Origin of the sequence: Klebsiella scottii (assembly GCF_036561945.1) — a bacterium.
In the GTDB taxonomy this organism is placed as follows: Bacteria; Pseudomonadota; Gammaproteobacteria; order Enterobacterales; family Enterobacteriaceae; genus Klebsiella; species Klebsiella scottii.
In genome coordinates this window covers 1,258,649-1,279,377 of the sequence record NZ_JARXNI010000020.1, presented here as the reverse complement: position 1 = coordinate 1,279,377, position 20,729 = coordinate 1,258,649, and the positions used below count along the sequence as shown (strand labels likewise).

14 protein-coding genes and 1 pseudogene are annotated in these 20,729 nt (G+C 59.5%); 10 read left to right on the top strand and 5 right to left on the bottom strand.

The genetic code is table 11. The features are described 5' to 3' along the window. Positions 1 to 27: 27 nt before the first annotated feature. The 4 genes from dpaL (at position 28) to arcC (ending at position 4,903) form a co-directional block, all read left to right on the top strand. The gene (dpaL, locus tag QFI97_RS13700) at positions 28 to 1,227 is read left to right on the top strand and encodes a diaminopropionate ammonia-lyase (RefSeq protein WP_095103005.1); all 1,200 of its coding nucleotides are present in this window, start codon (positions 28 to 30) and stop codon (positions 1,225 to 1,227) included. Between the two features lie 61 nt (positions 1,228 to 1,288). Beyond that, positions 1,289 to 2,500 (top strand): YgeY family selenium metabolism-linked hydrolase, encoded by a 1,212-nt coding sequence (locus tag QFI97_RS13695; RefSeq protein WP_346431377.1) that lies wholly within the window; start codon positions 1,289 to 1,291, stop codon positions 2,498 to 2,500. A gap of 51 nt (positions 2,501 to 2,551) precedes the next feature. Continuing rightward, positions 2,552 to 3,958 carry a dihydropyrimidinase gene (gene hydA / locus QFI97_RS13690; RefSeq protein ID WP_095103003.1) on the top strand — a complete coding sequence of 469 codons (1,407 nt, stop codon included), beginning with the start codon at positions 2,552 to 2,554 and terminating at the stop codon, positions 3,956 to 3,958. 12 nt (positions 3,959 to 3,970) lie between these two features. Next, complete coding sequence (gene arcC / locus QFI97_RS13685) at positions 3,971 to 4,903, top strand: carbamate kinase (protein ID WP_331850362.1); 933 nt, start codon at positions 3,971 to 3,973, stop codon at positions 4,901 to 4,903. 83 nt (positions 4,904 to 4,986) lie between these two features. On the opposite strand, the pseudogene QFI97_RS13680 reads toward arcC, so the two are convergent. Then, positions 4,987 to 5,778: pseudogene (locus QFI97_RS13680) on the bottom strand (XdhC family protein); the annotation flags it as partial. Positions 5,779 to 6,435: 657 nt separating this feature from the next. On the opposite strand from QFI97_RS13680, the gene ygfK reads away from it, so the two are divergent. Further along, positions 6,436 to 9,540, top strand: coding sequence for a putative selenate reductase subunit YgfK (ygfK, locus tag QFI97_RS13675; RefSeq protein WP_346431376.1), 3,105 nt, complete (start codon positions 6,436 to 6,438; stop codon positions 9,538 to 9,540). Beyond that, a complete protein-coding gene (gene ssnA, locus QFI97_RS13670) occupies positions 9,537 to 10,871 on the top strand; it encodes a putative aminohydrolase SsnA (RefSeq protein WP_346431375.1) in 1,335 nt (444 codons plus the stop codon). Before ygfK ends, ssnA begins: the two co-directional genes overlap by 4 nt. A gap of 514 nt (positions 10,872 to 11,385) precedes the next feature. Here the strand turns inward: ssnA and QFI97_RS13665 are convergent. Both QFI97_RS13665 and ygfT read right to left on the bottom strand, forming a co-directional pair. Further along, positions 11,386 to 11,859 (bottom strand): 4Fe-4S dicluster domain-containing protein, encoded by a 474-nt coding sequence (locus tag QFI97_RS13665; protein WP_346431374.1) that lies wholly within the window; start codon positions 11,857 to 11,859, stop codon positions 11,386 to 11,388. Next, positions 11,856 to 13,799, bottom strand: a complete 1,944-nt coding sequence (gene ygfT, locus QFI97_RS13660) for a formate-dependent uric acid utilization protein YgfT (protein ID WP_346431373.1) — start codon at positions 13,797 to 13,799, stop codon at positions 11,856 to 11,858. The genes QFI97_RS13665 and ygfT overlap by 4 nt, the downstream gene beginning before the upstream one ends. A gap of 412 nt (positions 13,800 to 14,211) precedes the next feature. On the opposite strand from ygfT, the gene QFI97_RS13655 reads away from it, so the two are divergent. Continuing rightward, positions 14,212 to 15,657, top strand: coding sequence for a nucleobase:cation symporter-2 family protein (locus QFI97_RS13655; RefSeq protein ID WP_095102995.1), 1,446 nt, complete (start codon positions 14,212 to 14,214; stop codon positions 15,655 to 15,657). 240 nt (positions 15,658 to 15,897) lie between these two features. Then, positions 15,898 to 18,045 (top strand): formate dehydrogenase subunit alpha, encoded by a 2,148-nt coding sequence (fdhF, locus tag QFI97_RS13650; RefSeq protein WP_346431372.1) that lies wholly within the window; start codon positions 15,898 to 15,900, stop codon positions 18,043 to 18,045. A 115-nt stretch (positions 18,046 to 18,160) separates the two neighbouring features. Here the strand turns inward: fdhF and QFI97_RS13645 are convergent, their stop codons facing one another. Continuing rightward, positions 18,161 to 18,931, bottom strand: a complete 771-nt coding sequence (locus QFI97_RS13645) for a DeoR/GlpR family DNA-binding transcription regulator (protein WP_095102250.1) — start codon at positions 18,929 to 18,931, stop codon at positions 18,161 to 18,163. 92 nt (positions 18,932 to 19,023) lie between these two features. Here QFI97_RS13645 and QFI97_RS13640 point away from each other — a divergent pair, with 92 nt between their 5' ends. Continuing rightward, the gene (locus QFI97_RS13640; RefSeq protein ID WP_331850355.1) at positions 19,024 to 19,407 is read left to right on the top strand and encodes a VOC family protein; all 384 of its coding nucleotides are present in this window, start codon (positions 19,024 to 19,026) and stop codon (positions 19,405 to 19,407) included. Between the two features lie 35 nt (positions 19,408 to 19,442). After that, positions 19,443 to 20,084 (top strand): CatA-like O-acetyltransferase, family 1, encoded by a 642-nt coding sequence (locus QFI97_RS13635; protein ID WP_346431371.1) that lies wholly within the window; start codon positions 19,443 to 19,445, stop codon positions 20,082 to 20,084. A 46-nt stretch (positions 20,085 to 20,130) separates the two neighbouring features. On the opposite strand, the gene QFI97_RS13630 is transcribed toward QFI97_RS13635, so the two are convergent. Next, on the bottom strand, positions 20,131 to 20,634 hold the full coding sequence (locus tag QFI97_RS13630) for a DUF1543 domain-containing protein (protein ID WP_346431370.1): 504 nt from the start codon (positions 20,632 to 20,634) through the stop codon (positions 20,131 to 20,133). Positions 20,635 to 20,729 lie beyond the last annotated feature (95 nt).

The window sequence follows — 20,729 nt, the reverse complement described above, 5'->3', positions numbered from 1 at the left end:
TCACGCCATGAAGGATAAGGAAAGAGTATGTCTGCTTTCTCATTGAAAATGGATATTGCCGATAATCGGTTTTTTAACGCCATCAGTTCGCCGCTTTTTTCTCGCCAGCAGGCGAAACAGGCGCGCCATTTTCATCAAAAAATCACCGGCTATAAACCCACCCCGCTGTATGCCCTGAACGACCTTGCCGCCCTCTTTGGCCTGGGCCGGATTCTGGTCAAAGACGAATCGCAGCGCTTCGGCCTGAACGCATTCAAGATGCTCGGCGGCGCCTGGGCCATTGCGCAGCTGCTGTGCGAAAAATACCGCCTGGATATCAACGAATTTTCCTTCGACACGTTCAGGCCCGGTATGACGGAGAAGATGACCTTCGCGACGACCACCGACGGCAACCACGGCCGCGGCGTGGCGTGGGCCGCCCAGCAGCTGGGGCAGAATGCGGTGATCTACATGCCAAAAGGGTCTGCTCAGGAGCGCGTCGACGCCATCCGACGCCTCGGCGCCGAATGTATCGTCACCGAAATGAACTACGACGATACCGTGCGCTTCACTCTGCAAACGGCGCAGCAAAACGGCTGGGAGGTGGTGCAGGATACGGCCTGGGAAGGATATACCCGCATCCCGACCTGGATTATGCAAGGCTACGCCACCCTTGCCGACGAAGCGGTCGAGCAGATCTCCTCGATGGGAATTGCCCGCCCCACTCACGTGTTCCTGCAGGCCGGCGTCGGCGCGATGGCGGGCGGCGTGCTGGGCTACCTGGTCGACGCCTATGGCGCCAACAATTTGCATTCGGTGATTATCGAACCTGAGCTGGCCGACTGCTTATACCGCTCCGGCGTTAAAGGCCAAATCGTCAACGTCGGCGGCGAAATGGCTACCATCATGGCCGGCCTGGCCTGCGGCGAACCCAACCCGCTGGGCTGGGAAATTCTGCGCAACTGCGCCACCCAGTTTATCTCCTGTCAGGACGCCGTTGCCGCCCTCGGGATGCGCGTGCTGGGTAACCCTACCGGCGACGATCCGCGGGTGATTTCCGGCGAGTCCGGCGCCGTCGGTCTCGGAGTGCTGGCCGCCGTACATTTTCATCCCCAGCGCGAAGCGCTAATGCACAAGCTCAGGCTGGACAGCGACTCCATCGTGCTGGTCATCAGCACCGAAGGTGACACCGACGTGAAGCACTACCGGGAAGTGGTCTGGGAAGGCAAACACCCGGCGACGCGATAGGCCTCAGCATACTTTTCAACTCATCCCGCGCGGCGGGAAAACAGGACCGGAGAACGAATCCATGGCAAAGCAAATTCCATTCAAACTGATTCTCGAAAGAGCCAACCACTACCAGCAGGACATGACCCGCTTTTTACGCGATATGGTGGCCATACCCAGCGAAAGCTGCGACGAAAAGCGCGTCGTCCAGCGAATAAAAGAAGAGATGGAGAAGGTCGGTTTCGACAAAGTTGAAATCGACCCGATGGGCAACATACTCGGCTATATCGGCCACGGCCCGCGCCTGGTGGCAATGGATGCGCATATCGATACCGTGGGCATCGGCAATATCAAAAACTGGAATTTCGACCCCTACGAGGGTATGGAGACCGACGAGCTGATCGGCGGGCGCGGGACGTCGGATCAGGAAGGCGGCATGGCCTCAATGGTGTATGCCGGAAAAATCATCAAAGACCTGGGCCTGGAGGATGAGTATACCCTGCTGGTGACCGGCACCGTCCAGGAAGAGGACTGCGACGGCCTCTGCTGGCAGTACATCATCGAGCAGTCCGGCATTCACCCCGAGTTCGTGGTCAGCACTGAGCCCACCGACTGCCAGATATACCGCGGCCAGCGCGGGCGCATGGAGATCCGCGTGGACGTACAGGGGGTCAGCTGTCACGGCTCGGCGCCGGAACGCGGCGATAACGCTATTTTCAAAATGGGGCCGATTCTTAACGAACTGCAGGACCTTTCCCGACATCTGGGCAACGACGACTTCCTCGGCAAAGGTACCCTGACCGTTTCGGAAATCTTCTTTACCTCGCCAAGCCGCTGCGCGGTCGCCGACAGCTGCGCCGTCTCCATCGACCGCCGCCTGACCTGGGGAGAAACCTGGGAAGGCGCGCTGGACGAAATCCGCGCCCTGCCGGCGGTACAAAAAACGGGGGCCGTGGTGTCGATGTACAACTACGATCGCCCTTCCTGGACCGGCCTCGTCTACCCCACAGAGTGCTATTTCCCGACCTGGAAAGTAGAGGAGAACCACTTTACCGTCCAGGCGCTCAGCAACGCCTATGAAGGCCTGTTCGGCAAAGCGCCGGTGGTCGATAAATGGACGTTCTCTACCAACGGCGTTTCGATCATGGGCCGTCACGGGATCCCGGTCATTGGCTTTGGCCCCGGCAAAGAGCCGGAAGCCCACGCCCCGAATGAAAAAACCTGGAAATCGCACCTCGTGACCTGCGCCGCAATGTACGCCGCTATCCCGCTTAGCTGGCTGGCAACAGAATAATAATGATCCGCAATCCCTCCCGCCGCCTGCGACGGGAGTCTGGAGCTTTTTATGCGCGTACTGATTAAAAATGGCACCGTCGTCAACGCTGACGGCCAGGCCAAACAGGACCTGCTGATTGAAAACGGGTTAATCAGCCAGCTGGCGGCAGACATCGCCGTGGAGCAACCCTGCGAAATAATTGACGCCGAGGGATGCTACGTGATGCCGGGGGGCGTGGACGTCCACACGCATTTCAATATTGATACCGGCCTCGCCCGCAGCTGTGATGATTTTTTTACCGGTACCCGCGCCGCCGCCTGCGGCGGAACAACGACCATTATCGATCATATGGGCTTCGGGCCAGCCGGCTGCCGGCTGCACCATCAGCTCGAAGCCTACCACGGCTACGCCGCCTACAAAGCGACAATCGATTACAGCTTTCACGGCGTTATTCAGCATATCAACCACGCCATTCTTGATGAAATTCCGTCGATGGTTGAGGCGGGGATCAGCAGCTTTAAGCTCTATTTAACCTACCAGTACAAGCTGAACGATGACGAGTTGCTTCAGGCGCTAAAGCATCTGCATCACGCCGGAGCGCTCACCACCGTCCACCCGGAAAACGATGCCGCCATTGCGCAAAAGCGCGCCGAATTTCTCGCCGCCGGCAAAACCGCGCCCCGCTACCACGCCTTGAGTCGTCCGCCGGAGTGCGAGGCCGAAGCCATCGCCAGGACGATCAACCTGGCCCGGCTTGCCGGCAACGCGCCGCTGTATATCGTGCACCTGTCTAACCGACTGGGGCTCGATTATCTCCGCCTTGCCCAGGCGCGTCGACAGCCGGTTTGGGTCGAAACCTGCCCGCAGTATCTGCTGCTCGACGATCGCTGCTATGAGCGTGATGACGCGCTGCAGTTTCTGCTCAGCCCGCCGCTGCGCAACGCCAGCAACAACGACGCGCTGTGGTGCGGCATAGCCGATGGCGCCATTGACGTGGTGGCAACCGATCACTGCGCCTTCTCGATGGCCCAGCGGCGGCAGCTATCCGGCGGCGATTTTAGCCGCTGTCCAAACGGCCTTCCCGGGGTTGAGAACCGCCTGCTGCTGCTGTTTTCGCACGGCGTGATGAGCGGAAGGATCTCGCCGGAGCGCTTCGTGGCGCTCACCAGCGCCACTCCGGCGAAGCTGTTTGGCCTCTGGCCGCAAAAAGGCCTGCTGGCGCCCGGCGCGGATGCCGATGTGGTCATTATCGACCCGCGACGAACCACCACCATCCGCCACCAGCAGCTCCACGACAACGCCGACTACTCGCCGTGGGAGGGGTTTATTTGCCAGGGCGCCATCCGCCAGACGCTGTCTCATGGCAGGGTCATTTTCAGCAACGGCACCTTTACCGGCAGCGCCGGACAAGGCCGTTTTATACGCCGTAACCCTTTTTCAACCGCGCAGGCATTGGCGCGCGGCGCACGCCTTTAAAGAGAGGAATCCATGAGTAAGAAAATTGTTCTCGCCCTCGGCGGGAATGCCTTAGGGGACGATCTTGCCGGACAGATGCAGGCCGTTACGCAAACGGCGCAGGCGATTGTGGATCTCATTGCCCAGGGGCATCAGGTCGTGGTGACGCACGGCAACGGCCCGCAGGTCGGGATGATCAATCTGGCCTTCGAGGCCGCCGCCAAAACCGAGGCCCATACCCCGATGCTGCCGATGTCGGTCTGCGTCGCGCTCAGCCAGGGGTATATTGGCTACGATCTGCAAAATGCGCTGCGTGAGGCGCTGCTCGCGCGCGGGATGCCCGTTCCGGTCGCCACGGTGATCACCCAGGTTGAGGTTGACGCCGCCGATGAAGCTTTCCGCGATCCCAGCAAACCCATCGGCTCATTCTTCAGCGCAGCGGAAGCCCAGGTCCTGATCCGCCAGGGCTACACGCTGAAAGAGGATGCCGGGCGCGGCTATCGTCGGGTGGTGGCCTCCCCGCAGCCCGTCGATATTATCGAAAAAGAGACGGTGAAGGCGCTGATGGATGCCGGACAGGTGGTGATTACCGTCGGCGGCGGCGGTATCCCGGTGATCCGCGAGGGGAACCACCTGCGCGGGGTTAGCGCGGTCATTGATAAGGACCGGGCCAGCGCCAGGCTCGCCGCCACGATCGATGCCGATATGCTGATTATCCTCACCGCGGTGGAAAAAGTGGCGATCAACTTTGGCCAGCCTAATCAGCAATGGCTGGACAGGCTCTCGCTTAACGATATCGACCGCTTTATTGCCGAAGGTCATTTCGCCAAAGGCTCTATGCTGCCGAAAGTCGAAGCCGCCGCGGCGTTCGCCCGCTCGCGGCCTGGGCGCCGGGCCTTAATTACCATGCTAAGCAAGGCCCGGGAAGGGATAGAAGGAAAAACGGGGACGCTGATTGAGGGGTAGCCAACCCGGCGCCAGCGGCCCCTCGCCTCCGTCGCGGGGGAGTCGCATCATGCGGTCGTCAGCGCTTTTTGTCCCTCAATTTCCGGATGTACAGACATCATCAGACCGCCGGGAGCCTGATTTTTAATCTGCAGGATCTCGGCCAGTACGCTGACGGCAATCTCGTGCGGCGTTTCGGCGCCAATGTTGTAGCCCACCGGCGCATGGAGACGCGCAATATGCTCTTCCGCCACCCCGCTTTCCCGCAGCTGGCGTAAAAAAACCTGCACCTTGCGGCGGCTGGCCAGCAGCCCCAGCCAGGCCACCGGCCGGGCGATCAGCTTATCCAGCGCTTCACGATCTTTGTTATTCGTGGCGATCAGGACAAAATCATCATGACGAACCGCCAGCTGTTCAACGGCTGCGGCGAAGCTGTCGGCATGCAGCAGCCGGGTCGTCGGCGGAAACAGCTGCGGATCGAGGCTGGCAGAATGGATATCGGCGACGACAACTTCGAATCCCAGCAGCGCGGCGCCCTGCGCAACTGCGCGATTAACGTGCCCGCCCCCGACCAGCACCAGCCGCGGTCGCTGGCAGTGGACGCTGATAAACACCGACATTGCCCCGCCGCAGTCGGAACCCACGGCGTCGGTGCCGCTGCGCGCCATCCGGCCATGAAACATGCGCGAGGCCTTTTCAGCCAAGGCCTCCAGCGCTTCATCAATGACCTTGCGTTCGACCATCCCACCGCCGATGGTGCCAATAATGCTCCCATCAGCGCGGATCAGCATCTGCGCGGAGTGCCTGGGCGTTGAGCCGCGGCTCTCGACGATTTGCGCCAGCGCAAACGGGCAGTTTTGTGCTTCAAGCCTTGCGGCTTCTGAGAAAATGTTCATAACAACCTCAATGGCTATTCCTGTGGTCAGCCCGACCGGGCCGGGTCCTTTACTCTCCAATGCATCGTCTGCGGGCTGGCCGCCCATTCTCACTTTGAGACAGCTGATTCAACAACCACATCGGCGACGCCCTGCCGGCGCGCCTGAACCGGCGGGCAGCGTTGACGACAACGGCCTGACGGCAGAATTGAGTATGCAAGGTTCATGCTCAGCCGCGGCTTTTAGCGCAAATTCGTGAACAGCGTCGCGGAAAGCGAAGTCAGACGGACGGCTTTATTTGCCGACGGAATGTCCGTTATTCATTTACCTGAATAATTCGCGCGCAGCATAATAAAGCCGCTAAAAAAATATTATCATTGTGATAGCTCGCGGATAATTTTTAACAATACTCTCCCGACATTTTATTGAGTGATTTTAATTCCCATTTAGACCGACGTCATCGCGACAATAACCACCTTTAATTTAGAGTTCCTTCACAAATTTATGCCTAATCCTGCCACCTGTGAAATAACTGGTGCGAATGTTGCTGTTCCTTTTCCATCCGTCGGAATTAATGCGACGCCCGCTATTTTTCCGTCGCTCGCAAAGCGGCAGCCTTAAAAATAACGAGCCCGTACCGGCAACGTTGATCTCATAAATGAATCTAAGGAGAGGGTTATGGGTGATATTATGCGTCCCGTCCCGTTTGAGGAACTTTTGACGCGTATTTTTGATGAGTATCAGCACCACCGTTCAATTTTTGGTATCCCGGAACAACAGTTTTATATCCCGGTGACATCCAGACGAGTGAGCGTATTTGGCGAGAGCTGCGCCACGCCCATCGGCCCCGCCGCCGGGCCGCACACCCAGCTGGCGCAAAATATCATCACCTCATGGCTCACCGGCGGAAGGTTTATTGAGCTGAAAACCGTGCAGATACTCGACCGTCTTGAGCTGGAAAAGCCCTGCATTGACGCCGAAGATGAGTGTTTTAACACCGAATGGTCCACCGAATTTACGCTGCTCAAAGCCTGGGATGAATATCTGAAGGCCTGGTTTATCCTCCATCTGCTGGAAGAGATATTCCCGTTCACGCCGTCAAAATCCGGCAAGTCGTTTATTTTTAATATGAGCGTCGGCTATAACCTCGACGGCATTAAGCAGCCGCCGATGCAGCAGTTTATCGACAATATGATGGATGCCGGATCTCATCCGAAATTCGCGCAGTATCGCGATACGCTTTACCGCTGGACGCATAGCGACCGCTTTGTGGTCGGCAATCAGCTTGAGGACATTCGTCCGCAGCTGGCGACGCTGGCCCAGCGGGTCCCGGGCAGGCTGGTTAGCGGCGTCACGCTCTCGACCATGCACGGCTGTCCGCCTGATGAAATTGAGGCCATCTGCCGCTATATGCTGGAAGAGAAAGGGCTTAATACCTTCGTGAAGCTCAATCCGACGCTGCTTGGCTATCCGCGAGTGCGTGAAATCCTCGATACCTGCGGCTTTAGCTATATCGGCCTCAGTGAAGAATCCTTCGATCACGACCTGAAAATCGGTCAGGCGCTGGAGATGCTTCATCGCCTGATGGCGCTGGCGAAAGAAAAAGCGCTAGGTTTCGGCGTCAAGCTGACCAACACCCTCGGGACGATCAATCGCAAAGGCGCTTTGCCCGGCGATGAGATGTATATGTCCGGACGGGCGCTCTTCCCCCTCGCCATCAACGTCGCCGCCCTGCTGTCGCGCGAATTTAACGGCAGGCTGCCTATTTCCTACTCCGGCGGCGCCAGTCAGCTGACAATCCGCGAGATATTTGAAACCGGGATCCGCCCAATTACTATGGCCACCGACCTGCTAAAACCGGGCGGCTATCTGCGGCTAAGCGCCTGCATGCGCGAGCTGGAACAGGCCAACGGCTGGGAGCTGCAGCAGGTGGACGTCGGGCGCCTCAGCGCGCTGGCCGAAAAGGCCATCAGCATGGAGTACACCCAGAAGCACTGGAAACCTCAGGACCGCATTGTGGTCGCAGAGCCGCTGCCGCTCACCGACTGCTACGTCGCGCCGTGCGTGAGCGCCTGCGCGATTAAGCAGGATATTCCCGAGTATATTCGCCTGCTGGGCGAGCAGCGCTATGCCGACGCCCTTGAGCTTATCTATCAGCGTAACGCGCTGCCGGCCATTACCGGCCATATTTGCGATCATCAGTGCCAGCATAACTGTACCCGCCTTGACTACGACAGTTCGCTCAATATTCGCGAACTGAAGAAAATCGCGCTCGAGAAAGGCTGGGAAGAGTATCAGCGGCGCTGGCACAAACCGGCCGGTTCCGGTGCGATGAACCCGGTGGCGGTGATCGGGGCGGGCCCGGCGGGGCTTGCCGCAGGCTACTTTCTGGCCCGCGCCGGACACCCGGTGACCCTGTTTGAGCGCGAGGCCAACGCGGGCGGCGTGGTGCGCAATATCATTCCTCAGTTCCGCATCCCCGCCGAGCTTATCCAGCACGATATCGACTTCGTGATCGAGCACGGCGTTAATATCGTCTACGGCTGCGATCCGCTGCTGACGGTGGAGAAACTTCGCCGCGAGGGCTACCGCTACGTGCTGGTCGGCACCGGTACCGACAAAAACAGCGGCGTAAGCCTCGGCGGTGATAACCCTAACGTGCGCAAATCGCTGCAGTTCTTACGCGAATATAATCGCGGTGACGCCCTCCAGCTCGGCAAGCAGGTGGTGATTATCGGCGCGGGCAATACCGCCATGGACTGCGCGCGCGCCGCGATGCGGGTGCCGGGCGTGGAAAAAGTCACCATCGTCTACCGCCGTTCGCAGCAGGAGATGCCGGCATGGCGCGAAGAGTATGAAGAGGCGCTGCGTGACGGCGTGTCGTTCGAGTTTCTGAGTAATCCTGAGCAGTTCTACGCCGACGGAACGCTGACCGTCCGGGTGATGCAGCTCGGCGACGCCGATGAACAGGGCCGCCGTCGCCCGCTGGCAACCAACCAAACCCGCACCCTACGGGCGGACACGGCGATCGCCGCCATCGGCGAACAGCAGGACGTTGAGGCGCTGGCGGCGATGGGCATTCCGCTGGACGGCAGCGGCTGGCCGGCGGTCGATCTCAGCGGCGAAACCGCGCTGCCGGGCGTCTTTCTTATCGGCGACGTCCAGCGCGGCCCGTCATCCATCGTCTCGGCTATCGGCAACGCCCGTCGGGCAGCGGATGCTATTCTGGCGCGAGAAAACATTGCCACCCGCTATCAGCATAAGCAGTGGAATAACGTCGATCCGGCGGACATTTACCAGCGCAAAGGGACAATCGCCGTCGCGGAGGTGGCCAGCGATGACCGCGAGGCGTTCGTTGCTCAGGAAGCGACCCGCTGCCTGGAGTGCAACTACGTGTGCAGCAAATGCGTGGACGTGTGCCCAAACCGCGCCAACGTCTCTATTGCCGTGCCGGGGTTCCAGAACCGCTATCAGACGCTGCATCTCGACGCATACTGCAACGAATGCGGCAACTGCGCGCAGTTCTGCCCCTGGCAGGGCAAGCCCTACAAAGACAAAATTACCGTCTTTAGCCTGGCGCAGGATTTCGCCAACAGCAGCAACCCCGGCTTCTTCGTAGAGGACGACAGCGTCCACGTACGGCAAAACGAACAAACCTGGCTGCTAAAAATCGACGATAGCGGCCATATCGCTGACGTTCCCCCTACCGTTGCCGATCTTTGCCGCATCATTAGCCATGTTCATCTTAACCACCGCTACCTGCTGGGAGGCGTCGAAGTATGAGTATCTTAATTCTGAAAAATGCCACCGCCGCGCAGCTCTATCCGGCGAAGGTCACGGAAAGCGTCGATATTGCGATCGAAAACGGCGAAATTCTCGCTATTGCCCCGGGTCTCGCTCAGCGCTATCCGCAGGCCACGGTCAAAGAGATGCACGGTCGTCTGGTGATGCCGGGGATAGTGTGTTCGCATAACCACTTCTATTCCGGCCTGTCGCGAGGGATTCAGGCCAATATTGCGCCTAGCCCTAACTTTATCTCGACGCTGAAAAATATGTGGTGGCGGCTCGACCGCGCGCTGGATGAAGAATCCCTCTATTACAGCGGGCTGATTTGCGCTATGGAAGCCGTGCGCAGCGGCTGTACCGCGGTGATTGACCACCATGCTTCGCCCAACTATATCGCCGGATCGCTCAGCCAGCTGCGCAACGCCTTCCTGCGGATCGGCCTGCGGGGAATGACCTGTTTTGAAACCACCGATCGCAACGGCGGGATTAAAGAACTGCGGGCCGGCGTCGAGGAGAACATTCGCTTTGCCCGCGAAATCGACCTGGCGCGAAAACAGGGTCGCGAACCCTACCTGGTTGAAGCGCATATTGGCGCCCACGCGCCCTTTACGGTGCCGGATGAGGGGCTGGCGATGCTCAGCGAGGCGCTGAGCGCCACCGGCCGCGGCCTGCATATCCATGCGGCGGAGGACCGCTACGATGTCAGCCACAGCCATCATCGCTACGCAAAAGACCTGCTGGTCAGGCTGGCGGAGTTTAACCTGATTGACCGCAGGACGCTGGTTGCCCACGGCCTGTATCTCTCCGATCAAGATATTGAGATCCTCAATTCTCAGGATGGGTTCCTGGTGCATAACGCGCGCTCCAATATGAACAACCACGTCGGCTATAACCAGCGGCTGGTCGACTTCCGCAACCTGGCGCTGGGCACCGACGGCCTGGGATCTGATATGTTCGAAGAGCTCAAGTTTGCCTTCTTTAAGCACCGTGACGCCGGCGGGTCGCTGTGGCCGGACGGTTTTGCCCGTGCCTTAAGCAACGGCAACGAGCTGCTCAGCCGCAACTTTAACGCCCGCTTTGGCCGCCTTGAGGCGGGATATAAAGCCGACCTGACGATTTGCGACTACCCTGCGCCAACGCCGCTGATGGCCGAAAATATCGCCGGGCATATCGCCTTTGGTCTCGGCAGTCATCACGTCCATAGCGTGATGGTCAACGGGGAGATGATTTACGAGAACCGACAGTTTACCTTCGATCACGAACCGCTCTTTGCCGAGGCGCGGAAGGCGGCGGTGAAAATGTGGGCGCGGATGGACGCGCTGCCTTAAGGCGGCGCCGGCATGCATCGGAGCGGGTTATTCCACGAGGTCTCAAGCCGGTCAGCAGAGCAGCTGACCGGCTTTTTTACCTGCTCCGCGAGTGCACCGCTTGCTGCCTGACTCAACCGCGACGACGCGCGTCCCGTAGCGAAAAGGCGTGCAGCGGGGCCCTGGCTCCCCGCTGAAATCGGCGAACCGAAGGCCGGAAGACAAGGGCTGGCCGCCAGGGATGGCGGCAAGAGGCGAATCGAGACAGGAGCGAGCCCCGGAACGGGCGAGCAGGTCGAGTTGGGCCGAGCGCAGGCTGCAGGCCGGGAGGTGAGAGCAGTGCGCAGCACCGATTTCCGTGCGGGACCGCGGGGATTGTTAAGGGGCAGACGGTTATCTTCCCCTTAACCCGGTCACCTGGCACCGAGACCGACACCGCATGTTCTGCAAAGCGTCCGGTGAACGGAATACCCCCCTGCTGGCCCGCATGAAAGCTGCTCCTCACCCTTCGGGGCGGGAATCGTTTGGCAAGCCGCTATATCCCCGACGCGCCGGCGGCCTCTTTACGCTGTTTTAGCAGCGCCGCCAGCCGCTCGGGGGTCATGATGCTGAGTGCCGCCGTGGGGCAAACCTCCACGCAGGCGGGGCCGCGCTCGCGTTCTGCGCACAGATCGCATTTGATAATCAGCGGCGGATGCGCGGCAGCGCTCTCAACGGTGATGGCCCCAAATGGGCAAACCACCGCGCAGCTCTGGCAGCTGATGCAGCGCGACGCATCCGCCTCAACCCGCGCCTCGCCGATGGTCAGCGCCGCCACCGGACAGGCCGAGACGCAGGGGGCGTTTTCACACTGGTGGCACATAATCGGGACGCTGAGGCTATCGAGACGCTGGACCTTCAGACGCGGCTGAAACATGGCCGCGGATGTGGAATGCTCCAGCGCGCAGGCGACTTCGCAGGTCCGACAGCCGATACAGGCCTGCGCGCTGGCCAGGATAAATCGGGTCATATCCCCCCCTTTTGATCCGCAAAGAGGGCCAACATTTCATTCGCAGCCTGGCGTCCGGCGGCCATTGCGGTCACCACCAGATCGGCACCGTGTACCGCATCGCCGCCGGCAAAAACTTTATCATTGCTGGTTTGCGTGCTGGCCCGGCCCTCTCCGCCCGTGCCAATTTGCCCCCAGCGGTCGAGCTGGACCCCGTGACCGCGCAGCCAGGGCATATCGTGCGCCTGGAAGCCAAACGCCATCACCAGCACGTCGGCCGTCAGCTCAAATTCAGAACCGGCAACCGGCCGCGGGCGACGTCGCCCGTCCGGCCCCGGTGCGCCCATTTCGGTGCGGATCATACTCACCGCGCGCACCGCCCCTTTACGGCCGCGAAGGATCCGCTGCGGCTGCACGTTAAACCGGAACTCCACGCCCTCTTCCCTGGCGTTCAGCACCTCTTTTTTCGAACCCGGCATGCTTGGCTCATCCCGGCGATAGGCGCAGGTCACGCTCGCCGCGCCGCGTCGAACGGCGGTGCGCAGACAATCCATCGCCGTATCGCCGCCGCCGAGGACCACAACGTGCTTACCTTGAATTTCGGTCAGCGGATACTCTTCGGTCGCCTCGAGTCCCATCACTTCGCGGGTGCTGGCGATCAGAAACGGCAGCGCCTGAATCACCCCGGGCGCATCTTCCCCCTCCAGACCGGCGGCCATCAGGCCATAGGTGCCGACGCCGAGGAATACCGCATCGTAGCCGGCCAGCAGGTCGGCGAACGCCACGTCGCGCCCCACGTCGTGGTTAAGATGGAACTGAATGCCCATGGCGCTGAAAATCTCTCTTCTCACCGCCAGCACGCTCTTATCCAGCTTAAACGGCGGAATACCGAAGGTGAGCAGGCCGCCGATTTCCGGATGCCTGTCGAAAACGTCGACCTGCACCCCCGCGCGCGCCAGGATATCGGCGCAGCCCAGGCCTGCCGGCCCGGCGCCAATCACCGCCACCCGCTCCTCGCGAGGGCTGACGTCCCCGGTCTGCGGCCGCCAGCCCATCGCCAGCGCGCTATCGGTGATATAGCGCTCAAGGTTGCCGATCGTCACCGCCCCGCCCCGCTCCTTCATGGTACAGGCGCCTTCGCATAGCCGGTCCTGCGGGCAGACCCGGCCGCAGATTTCCGGCAATGAGCTGCTTTGGTGGCACAGCTCTGCGGCCTCAATAATCTTTCCTTCATTCACTAACCGAATAAAATCCGGGATGGCGTTATGCAGCGGACAGGTCCAGTTGCACCACGCTTTCTGCGCGCAGTAGAGACAGCGATCGCTCTCATATTCGGCATCGCAGGCGCCGAGTCGGTGATAGATCTCCTCGAAATGCGCTTTGCGCTCCTCGGCGGCGATCTTCGTCGCGCCCACCCGAGGCGGTTTGCTGAGGAATGCCGCGCGACGGTCGCTGCGCCGCACCTGTACCGGTTGCCCCTGGGCGGCGCGAATTTGTCTTTCCCGGCGCAGGCGGCTGAGCCCGGCCTCATCCATCAGCCGCAGCGCCTGCGTCGGGCAGCTGGCGACGCAGGCCTGCAGACCCGACGGATGCTGCTGACAAAGATCGCATTTCTGCGCCAGCTGCGGCGCATCCTCTCCGACGGCCACCATCTCGATGGCGCCAAAAGGACAGGCAATTGCGCAGTTTTTACAGCCAATACACTTCGCCTGCTTCAGCTGGATACTGTCGTTGGCGAAACAGAGCGCCTGAGTCGGGCAGGAGGTCACGCAGGGGGCATCGTTGCAGTGACGGCAGGTGGTCACGCGGCTGGCGTCACGATCAGAGACGAGGTGAATGCGCGGCAGGAAATCATGACGCCGCTGCGGCCAGCAATCCTCGCTGTGGGCGATAGCACAGGCCACTTCGCAAACATGGCAGCCAATACAGCTCGCGGCATCGGCAACAATAAATCGGTTCATTGGCTTCCCTTTTTATTATTCTGAAATTGACAAAGGGTCGCGATGCAATAATCAGGCGCTTTTTACATTCTCAATCAGGGCAAACTTATTTTTGCGAGCAGCCTCAAAAAAATATCCCCTTCAACGCTAATAAATATCAGTCAGACGCGCCTCAGAATCATATTGTGAGTCAGAATGATTATATCCCTCTCATTATGAGACGCTATTTTCTCTCCGCCGTTTTTTCTCCCGCCGCTCGCCGCCGTTATCGTCTCTTTCTGTGATAGTTGACTCATTTCAACATTATTTTGCCTGCAGGAAGAAAAACTGGCACTGCCTAAGCATAGGTAATAGCGAGCTTTGCACTCTCTCTATTCACCCCCCTCCCGGTTGGCTCCTGAGCCCGCCGTTGGATATTAAGGAGAAATACATTATGAGCGCCATTGATTCTCAACCACCATCGGTCACTGGTAGCCCCCACACAATTGATGAGGTGGATCGCGTCTTATCCCCGGGGAAGCTGGTCGTTCTTGGTTTGCAACACGTTCTGGTTATGTATGCCGGCGCCGTCGCCGTCCCTTTAATGATTGGAGACCGGCTGGGGCTAAGCAAAGAAACGGTCGCGCTGCTGATCAGCTCCGATCTGTTTTGCTGCGGCGTCGTAACCCTGCTGCAGTGTATCGGCGTCGGGCGTTTTATGGGCATTCGTCTGCCGGTCATTATGTCGGTAACCTTCGCCGCCGTGACGCCGATGCTGGCCATCGGCATGCATCCCGATACCGGACTGATGGGTATTTTCGGCGCGACGATTGCGGCCGGGATCATTACCACCCTGCTGGCGCCGCTGATCGGACGACTGATGCCGCTTTTTCCCCCGCTGGTCACCGGAGTCGTCATCACGTCCATCGGCCTGAGCATTATGCAGGTCGGGATCGACTGGGCGGCAGGAGGGAAAGGTAATCCGGAGTATGGCAGCCCCATCTATCTGGGCATTTCGTTTGCCGTACTGCTGTTTATTCTGCTGGTCACCCGCTTTGCCAAAGGCTTTATGTCTAACGTCGCCGTACTGTTAGGCATCGTTTTCGGCTTCGGCCTGTCGATGATGATGAACGAGGTTAACCTCAACGGCCTGCATGACGCCCACTGGTTCGCCGTGGTCACTCCGCTGGCCTTAGGTACGCCCGTCTTCGATCCGATATCAATCATCACGATGACCGCCGTCATGATCATCGTTTTCATTGAATCAATGGGGATGTTTCTGGCGCTTGGCGAAATTGTCGGCCGCAAGCTGACGCCGCAGGATATCATTCGCGGCCTGCGCGTTGACGGCATCGGTACCCTGTTTGGCGGGCTGTTTAATAGCTTTCCGCACACCTCCTTTTCGCAGAACGTTGGCCTGGTCAGCGTCACCCGCGTCCATAGCCGCTGGGTCTGCGTCGCATCTGGCGCCATTCTGATTATATTTGGCATGGTGCCGAAGATGGCGGTGCTGGTGGCCTCTATTCCGCAGTTCGTGCTGGGCGGTGCGGGGCTGGTCATGTTCGGCATGGTGCTGGCAACGGGGATACGCATTCTCGCGCGCATCAACTACTCCACCAATCGCTACAACCTCTATATCGTCGCCATCAGCCTTGGCGTCGGCCTGACGCCAACGCTGTCGACGCAGTTTTTCTCTAAATTCCCCGAGGTACTGCAGCCGCTGCTGCACAGCGGGATCATGCTGGCCACGTTTAGCGCCGTCACCCTGAACCTGTTTTTCAACGGCTACAACAAGCACACCGGTCTGGTGCCGGAAGCCCAGGGGGCGCAGCGTGCGCCGCGCACGGTGCGCATGTGGCTATTAATGCGCAAGGTTAAAAAGCAGCAGCATGAGGAATAGCGCTAACCAGAGCGGCATCGGGCTCCCCCGCTGCCGTGCTTCATGTTGCGAATAAGCACCCTCTTTTTCAGGAGAAACCACCATGCTACTTCGCCTGACCCTCGCCGCGACCCTGCTGCTGCTGATGAGCCTTCCGGTTATACAAGCGGCGATCGATCTCGCTATCAGCAGCCGGTTTGGTTTTTTTTTGTTTTTTTAATCGCGACATCGCTGCCGCATGATTAAAGGAGTCTTATCCCAATGAAAATGGTGATGACCGTATGCCCGTACTGCGCCGCCGGCTGCAAAATAGGGCTGGTGACTGAAGCGGGGAATATTATCCGCGCCGAGCCGGCGATGGGGAAAAACAACCAGGGAACCCTGTGCCTGAAGGGCTACTACGGCTGGGACTTTATTAACGATACCCAAATTCTCACCCCGCGCCTGAAAACTCCGATGATCCGCCGCCAGCGCGGCGGCAGGCTGGAATCCGTCTCCTGGGACGAGGCCCTCGACTACGTCGCCACCCGCCTCAGCGCGATTAAAGAGAAGTACGGCCCGGATGCCATCCAGACCACCGGCTCCTCCCGCGGAACCGGGAATGAAACCAACTATGTGATGCAAAAATTCGCCCGCGCCGTTATTGGTACCAATAACGTCGACTGCTGCGCTCGCGTCTGACACGGCCCTTCGGTTGCAGGTCTGCACCAGTCGGTCGGTAACGGCGCTATGAGCAATGCCATCACCGAGATTGATAACACCGATCTCGTCTTTATCTTCGGCTACAACCCGGCCGACTCACACCCCATCGTGGCGAATCACGTGATTAACGCCAAACGCAACGGGGCGAAGATTATCGTCTGCGATCCGCGCAAAATTGAAACCGCGCGCATTGCCGATATGCATATTGCGCTGAAAAACGGCTCCAACATCGCGCTGCTCAACGCCATCGGCCACGTCATTATCGAAGAGGATCTCTACGATAAATCCTTCGTCGCCAGCCGTACCGAGGGCTTCGAGGAGTACCGTAAAATCGTTGAAGGCTATACGCCGGAGTCGGTGGAAGAGATAGCCGGCGTCAGCGCCCGGGAGATCCGCGCCTGCGCCCGGATGTACGCCGGCGCCAAATCCGCCGCCATCCTGTGGGGCATGGGCGTCACCCAGTTCTATCAGGGCGTGGAAACCGTGCGCTCGCTGACCAGCCTGGCGATCATGACCGGCAACCTCGGCAGGCCGGGCGTCGGAGTGAACCCGGTGCGCGGGCAGAACAACGTCCAGGGCGCCTGCGATATGGGCGCCCTGCCGGATACCTATCCGGGCTATCAGTACGTTAAGTTCCCGGAAAACCGGGAGAAGTTCGCCAAAGCCTGGGGCGTGGAGAGCCTGCCGGCGCACACCGGCTACCGCATCAGCGAGCTGCCGCACCGGGCGGCCCACGGCGAAGTGCGGGCGGCCTATATTATGGGCGAAGATCCGCTGCAGACCGATGCCGAACTCTCGGCGGTGCGCAAAGCCTTTGCAGAGCTTGAGCTGGTTATCGTGCAGGATATTTTCATGACCAAAACCGCGGCGGCGGCGGACGTCATCCTGCCCTCCACCTCGTGGGGCGAGCATGAAGGCGTTTATACCGCCGCGGACCGCGGCTTCCAGCGCTTCTTTAAGGCGGTGGAGCCGAAGTGGGATCTGAAAACCGACTGGCAGATTATCAGCGAGATCGCCACCCGGATGGGCTACCCGATGCGCTACCGCAACACCCAGGAGATCTGGGACGAGCTGCGCCATCTGTGTCCGAACTTTTACGGCGCCACCTACGAGAAGATGGGCGAGCTGGGCTACATCATGTGGCCGTGCCGCGACGAATCCGCCGCCGACCAGGGGACCTCTTATCTGTTTAAAGAGCGGTTCGATACCCCCAACGGGCTGGCGCAGTTCTACACCTGCGACTGGGTTGCGCCGATCGACAAGCTTACCGAGGAGTACCCGATGGTGCTCTCCACGGTGCGCGAAGTCGGCCACTACTCGTGCCGTTCGATGACCGGTAACTGTGCGGCGCTGGCCGCGCTGGCGGACGAGCCGGGCTACGCGCAAATCAATACCGCCGACGCCGCGCGTCTGGGCATCGAGGATCAGGCGCTGGTGTGGGTGAACTCGCGTAAGGGGCGCATCATCACCCGCGCGCAGGTCAACGAGCGGCCGAATAAAGGGGCGGTGTATATGACCTACCAGTGGTGGATTGGCGCCTGCAACGAGCTGGTGACCGAGAACCTGAGCCCGATAACCAAAACGCCGGAGTACAAGTACTGCGCGGTTAACGTTGAGCGTATTGCCGACCAGCGGGCCGCCGAGCAGTACGTGATCGATGAGTACAGCAGGCTAAAAGCCCGCCTGCGCGAAAGCGCGATGGGTTAAGTCAGACCGTTTTCCCGGGTAGCGGCGTAAACGCCCTGCCCGGGCAACGAGATCGTCGAGAATTTGTCGCCGCCAGGGAAAGGAAGCGCAGGTTTCAGCATACGCCGGCCGGGGATTACACCGTATAGATGCGGATGTCGTGCTCGCGAAACGTGGCGCTATACTCGCGGCTGACGTTCTCTTCCACCACCAGCACATCGATAGCGCTGCTTTCAACCACCACAAAACGGGCCACTGCCGGGATTTTGTCAGACGTCAGGCCGACGATAATTTCGCTACACTGCCCGATCACCGCTTTCTTAAATTCGCAGTCCGCGTAGTCAAATCCCGTCAGGCCGGACTCCGGCGCCATCGCGCAGCCGCCGATAAACCCCTGATCAAACAGAATGCCCTGCAGCTGCGCAACCGCCGAGGTGCCGACGCATCCCCCGGATGCCCGCTGTATCTGCCCGCCGAGGATCACCACGTCATACAGCGGTTTTTTTAGCAACACGGCGGCGATTTCCGGCGAGTTGGTGACCACCGTCAGCGCCAGCTCGGCGGGTAGGGCCTCGGCCATCGCCAGGTTGGTGGTTCCGGTATCGATAAAAATACAGCCGCCGGGCTTCACCAGCCTTGCGCATTGTTGCGCGATCCTGATTTTTGTTGCCGTATTTTTATCTTTGCGTTCGCTATAGTCTCCGGCCTCCGGCAGATTCATCACCGCACCGCCGTAGACCTTTTTGCAAAACCCTCCTTTGCTAAGCTCATGTAAATCACGGCGAATTGTATGCTCTGAAACGTTCAGTCTGGTCGCCAGTTCGGCGCATACCACCCTGCCGTTCTCCTGCAGAATCTGGCAAATAAGCGCTTGTCGCTGTTGAGGGAATGCCGCATAATCGAGCACATTAAATCCTTACATTAATATAATCGAGCATTAGTGAGCATGATCATGCATCTGCTCTCCCTCTGTCAACACGCCGTCAGGAGATATTCACGATGAAAGTAGCCCATATCGCGCTTTGGACCCGTCAGCTTGAGCAGCAGGCCCGCTTCTGGGTCGACTTCTTTGCGGGCGACATTAACGATAAGTACTGCAGCCAGACTAATCACGGCTTTGCCTCCTACTTTGTGAAGATCGGCGACAATATTGCCATTGAGCTGATGACCAAACCGGGGCTCAGCGCAGGTACGCCGGATAATAACCACACCGGCTGGGTGCATCTGGCCATTGCGGTAGGCGGCGCAGAAAAAGTCGATTTACTGGCGCAGCGCGCCGACGCGCAGGGTATTTTGGTCTCTCCGCCGCGCACCACCGGCGACGGCTACTATGAGGCGGTGATCAAAGACCCCGATGGCAATCTGATTGAAATCGTCGCATAGTCGTCTCTGACATCCGAACCAACCAGGAGCGCGCCGTGCCCGCCTACCACGTTATCGACAGAGAAACCTGGCATCGCCGGGAGCATTTCGAATTTTATCGCACGTTTGCCAACCCCAGCTTTAACCTCTGCGTACCGCTTGAAGCGCAACGGCTGTACGAATGCGCCAAAGACCGGCAGGTCTCCTTTTTCCAGCTGGCGCTCTACGCCCTGCTGCGGGCGGCCAACGCTATTCCTGAGCTCAAACAGCGGATGCTGGGCGACGAGATTATTGAATACGATGAGATAGCAGTGATGACGCCGGTGATGACCGCTCAGGAGGGGTTTCGCCAGGTGTGGTGCGACGGCGCCGCCGATTTTTCCGCCTTCAGCCAGGCGGCAACGCCGAACATTGAGGCGGCAAAAACCACCGATCCGGCGCCGCTTATCGTCAACGGGGAGCACTTCTTCTGCGCCAGCTGCCTGCCGTGGCTGCATTTCAGCGCCATAACCCATGCCGAATATTACGTCGGCGCCGCGGTGCCCGCCCTCACCTGGGGCAAACTGAAAAACGGCGTAATACCGGTCGCGGGTAAGTTCAACCACGCCTTCGTTGACGGCCTGCACGCCAGCCGCTTCTTCGCCGCGGTGGAAGCGGGCTTTGCCGATCCGGATGCGCTATGGCGGCCGCAGCCCTGAAACGCCATTCCGCCCGCTGACGCCCCTCAGCGGCTTCGGCGCGGGGCTAGCGCCCGATCGGCTGGTAGCCCTGCCATTCAGGTTTCGCCGCCGTTCCCGCCGCGTTGGGCGTCAGGTGCAGATACCAGTCGCCCACCTTATCCAGCAGCAGGCAGTCATCAACCTCTTTGAGATTATCTTTATGCTGCTGATCCACGCCCCGCAGCAGCGTGCGCAGCGCCTTCTCCTTCGCCTCGCGCGGCCCCTGCGCCACGAAAAGATCAAACTCGTGCAGCTCCGCCAGCGTATCCGGCCGATAGCCTCCGGCATTAACAAAGAACAACCTGACGTCGGCCGCCGGGGGCTGCTTCGCTAATACCACGTCGTAGCCATCAGCCCAGGTAATCTGACTGTAGCCATCGATATGAATTTTATCGGCATCACCAAACCACGCCGCGCGCAGAGCGGGCCAGGCATCCTCGGGTTTTTCCGCCGCCACAAACTGAATATCGTGCACTTCAATATTCGATTTTCCCGCATTGCCGCCAACATAGAACATAAATAGCTTCACTTCAGATCCCCTGCATCGTTATTTTCGTTATATATCAAACTATATAACGAAGATTTCAGCAAGCCGGCTGTCGCAAATGCAGCAGCCCCCATTCA

Excerpts from the sequence above, each read along its gene's own strand:
- dpaL (WP_095103005.1), top strand. The coding sequence starts at position 28 with ATGTCTGCTTTCTCATTGAAAATGGATATTGCCGATAATCGGTTTTTT.
- QFI97_RS13695 (WP_346431377.1), top strand. The coding sequence starts at position 1,289 with ATGGCAAAGCAAATTCCATTCAAACTGATTCTCGAAAGAGCCAACCAC.
- hydA (WP_095103003.1), top strand. The coding sequence starts at position 2,552 with ATGCGCGTACTGATTAAAAATGGCACCGTCGTCAACGCTGACGGCCAG.
- arcC (WP_331850362.1), top strand. The coding sequence starts at position 3,971 with ATGAGTAAGAAAATTGTTCTCGCCCTCGGCGGGAATGCCTTAGGGGAC.
- ygfK (WP_346431376.1), top strand. The coding sequence starts at position 6,436 with ATGGGTGATATTATGCGTCCCGTCCCGTTTGAGGAACTTTTGACGCGT.
- ssnA (WP_346431375.1), top strand. The coding sequence starts at position 9,537 with ATGAGTATCTTAATTCTGAAAAATGCCACCGCCGCGCAGCTCTATCCG.
- QFI97_RS13665 (WP_346431374.1), bottom strand. The coding sequence starts at position 11,859 with ATGACCCGATTTATCCTGGCCAGCGCGCAGGCCTGTATCGGCTGTCGG.
- ygfT (WP_346431373.1), bottom strand. The coding sequence starts at position 13,799 with ATGAACCGATTTATTGTTGCCGATGCCGCGAGCTGTATTGGCTGCCAT.
- QFI97_RS13655 (WP_095102995.1), top strand. The coding sequence starts at position 14,212 with ATGAGCGCCATTGATTCTCAACCACCATCGGTCACTGGTAGCCCCCAC.
- QFI97_RS13640 (WP_331850355.1), top strand. The coding sequence starts at position 19,024 with ATGAAAGTAGCCCATATCGCGCTTTGGACCCGTCAGCTTGAGCAGCAG.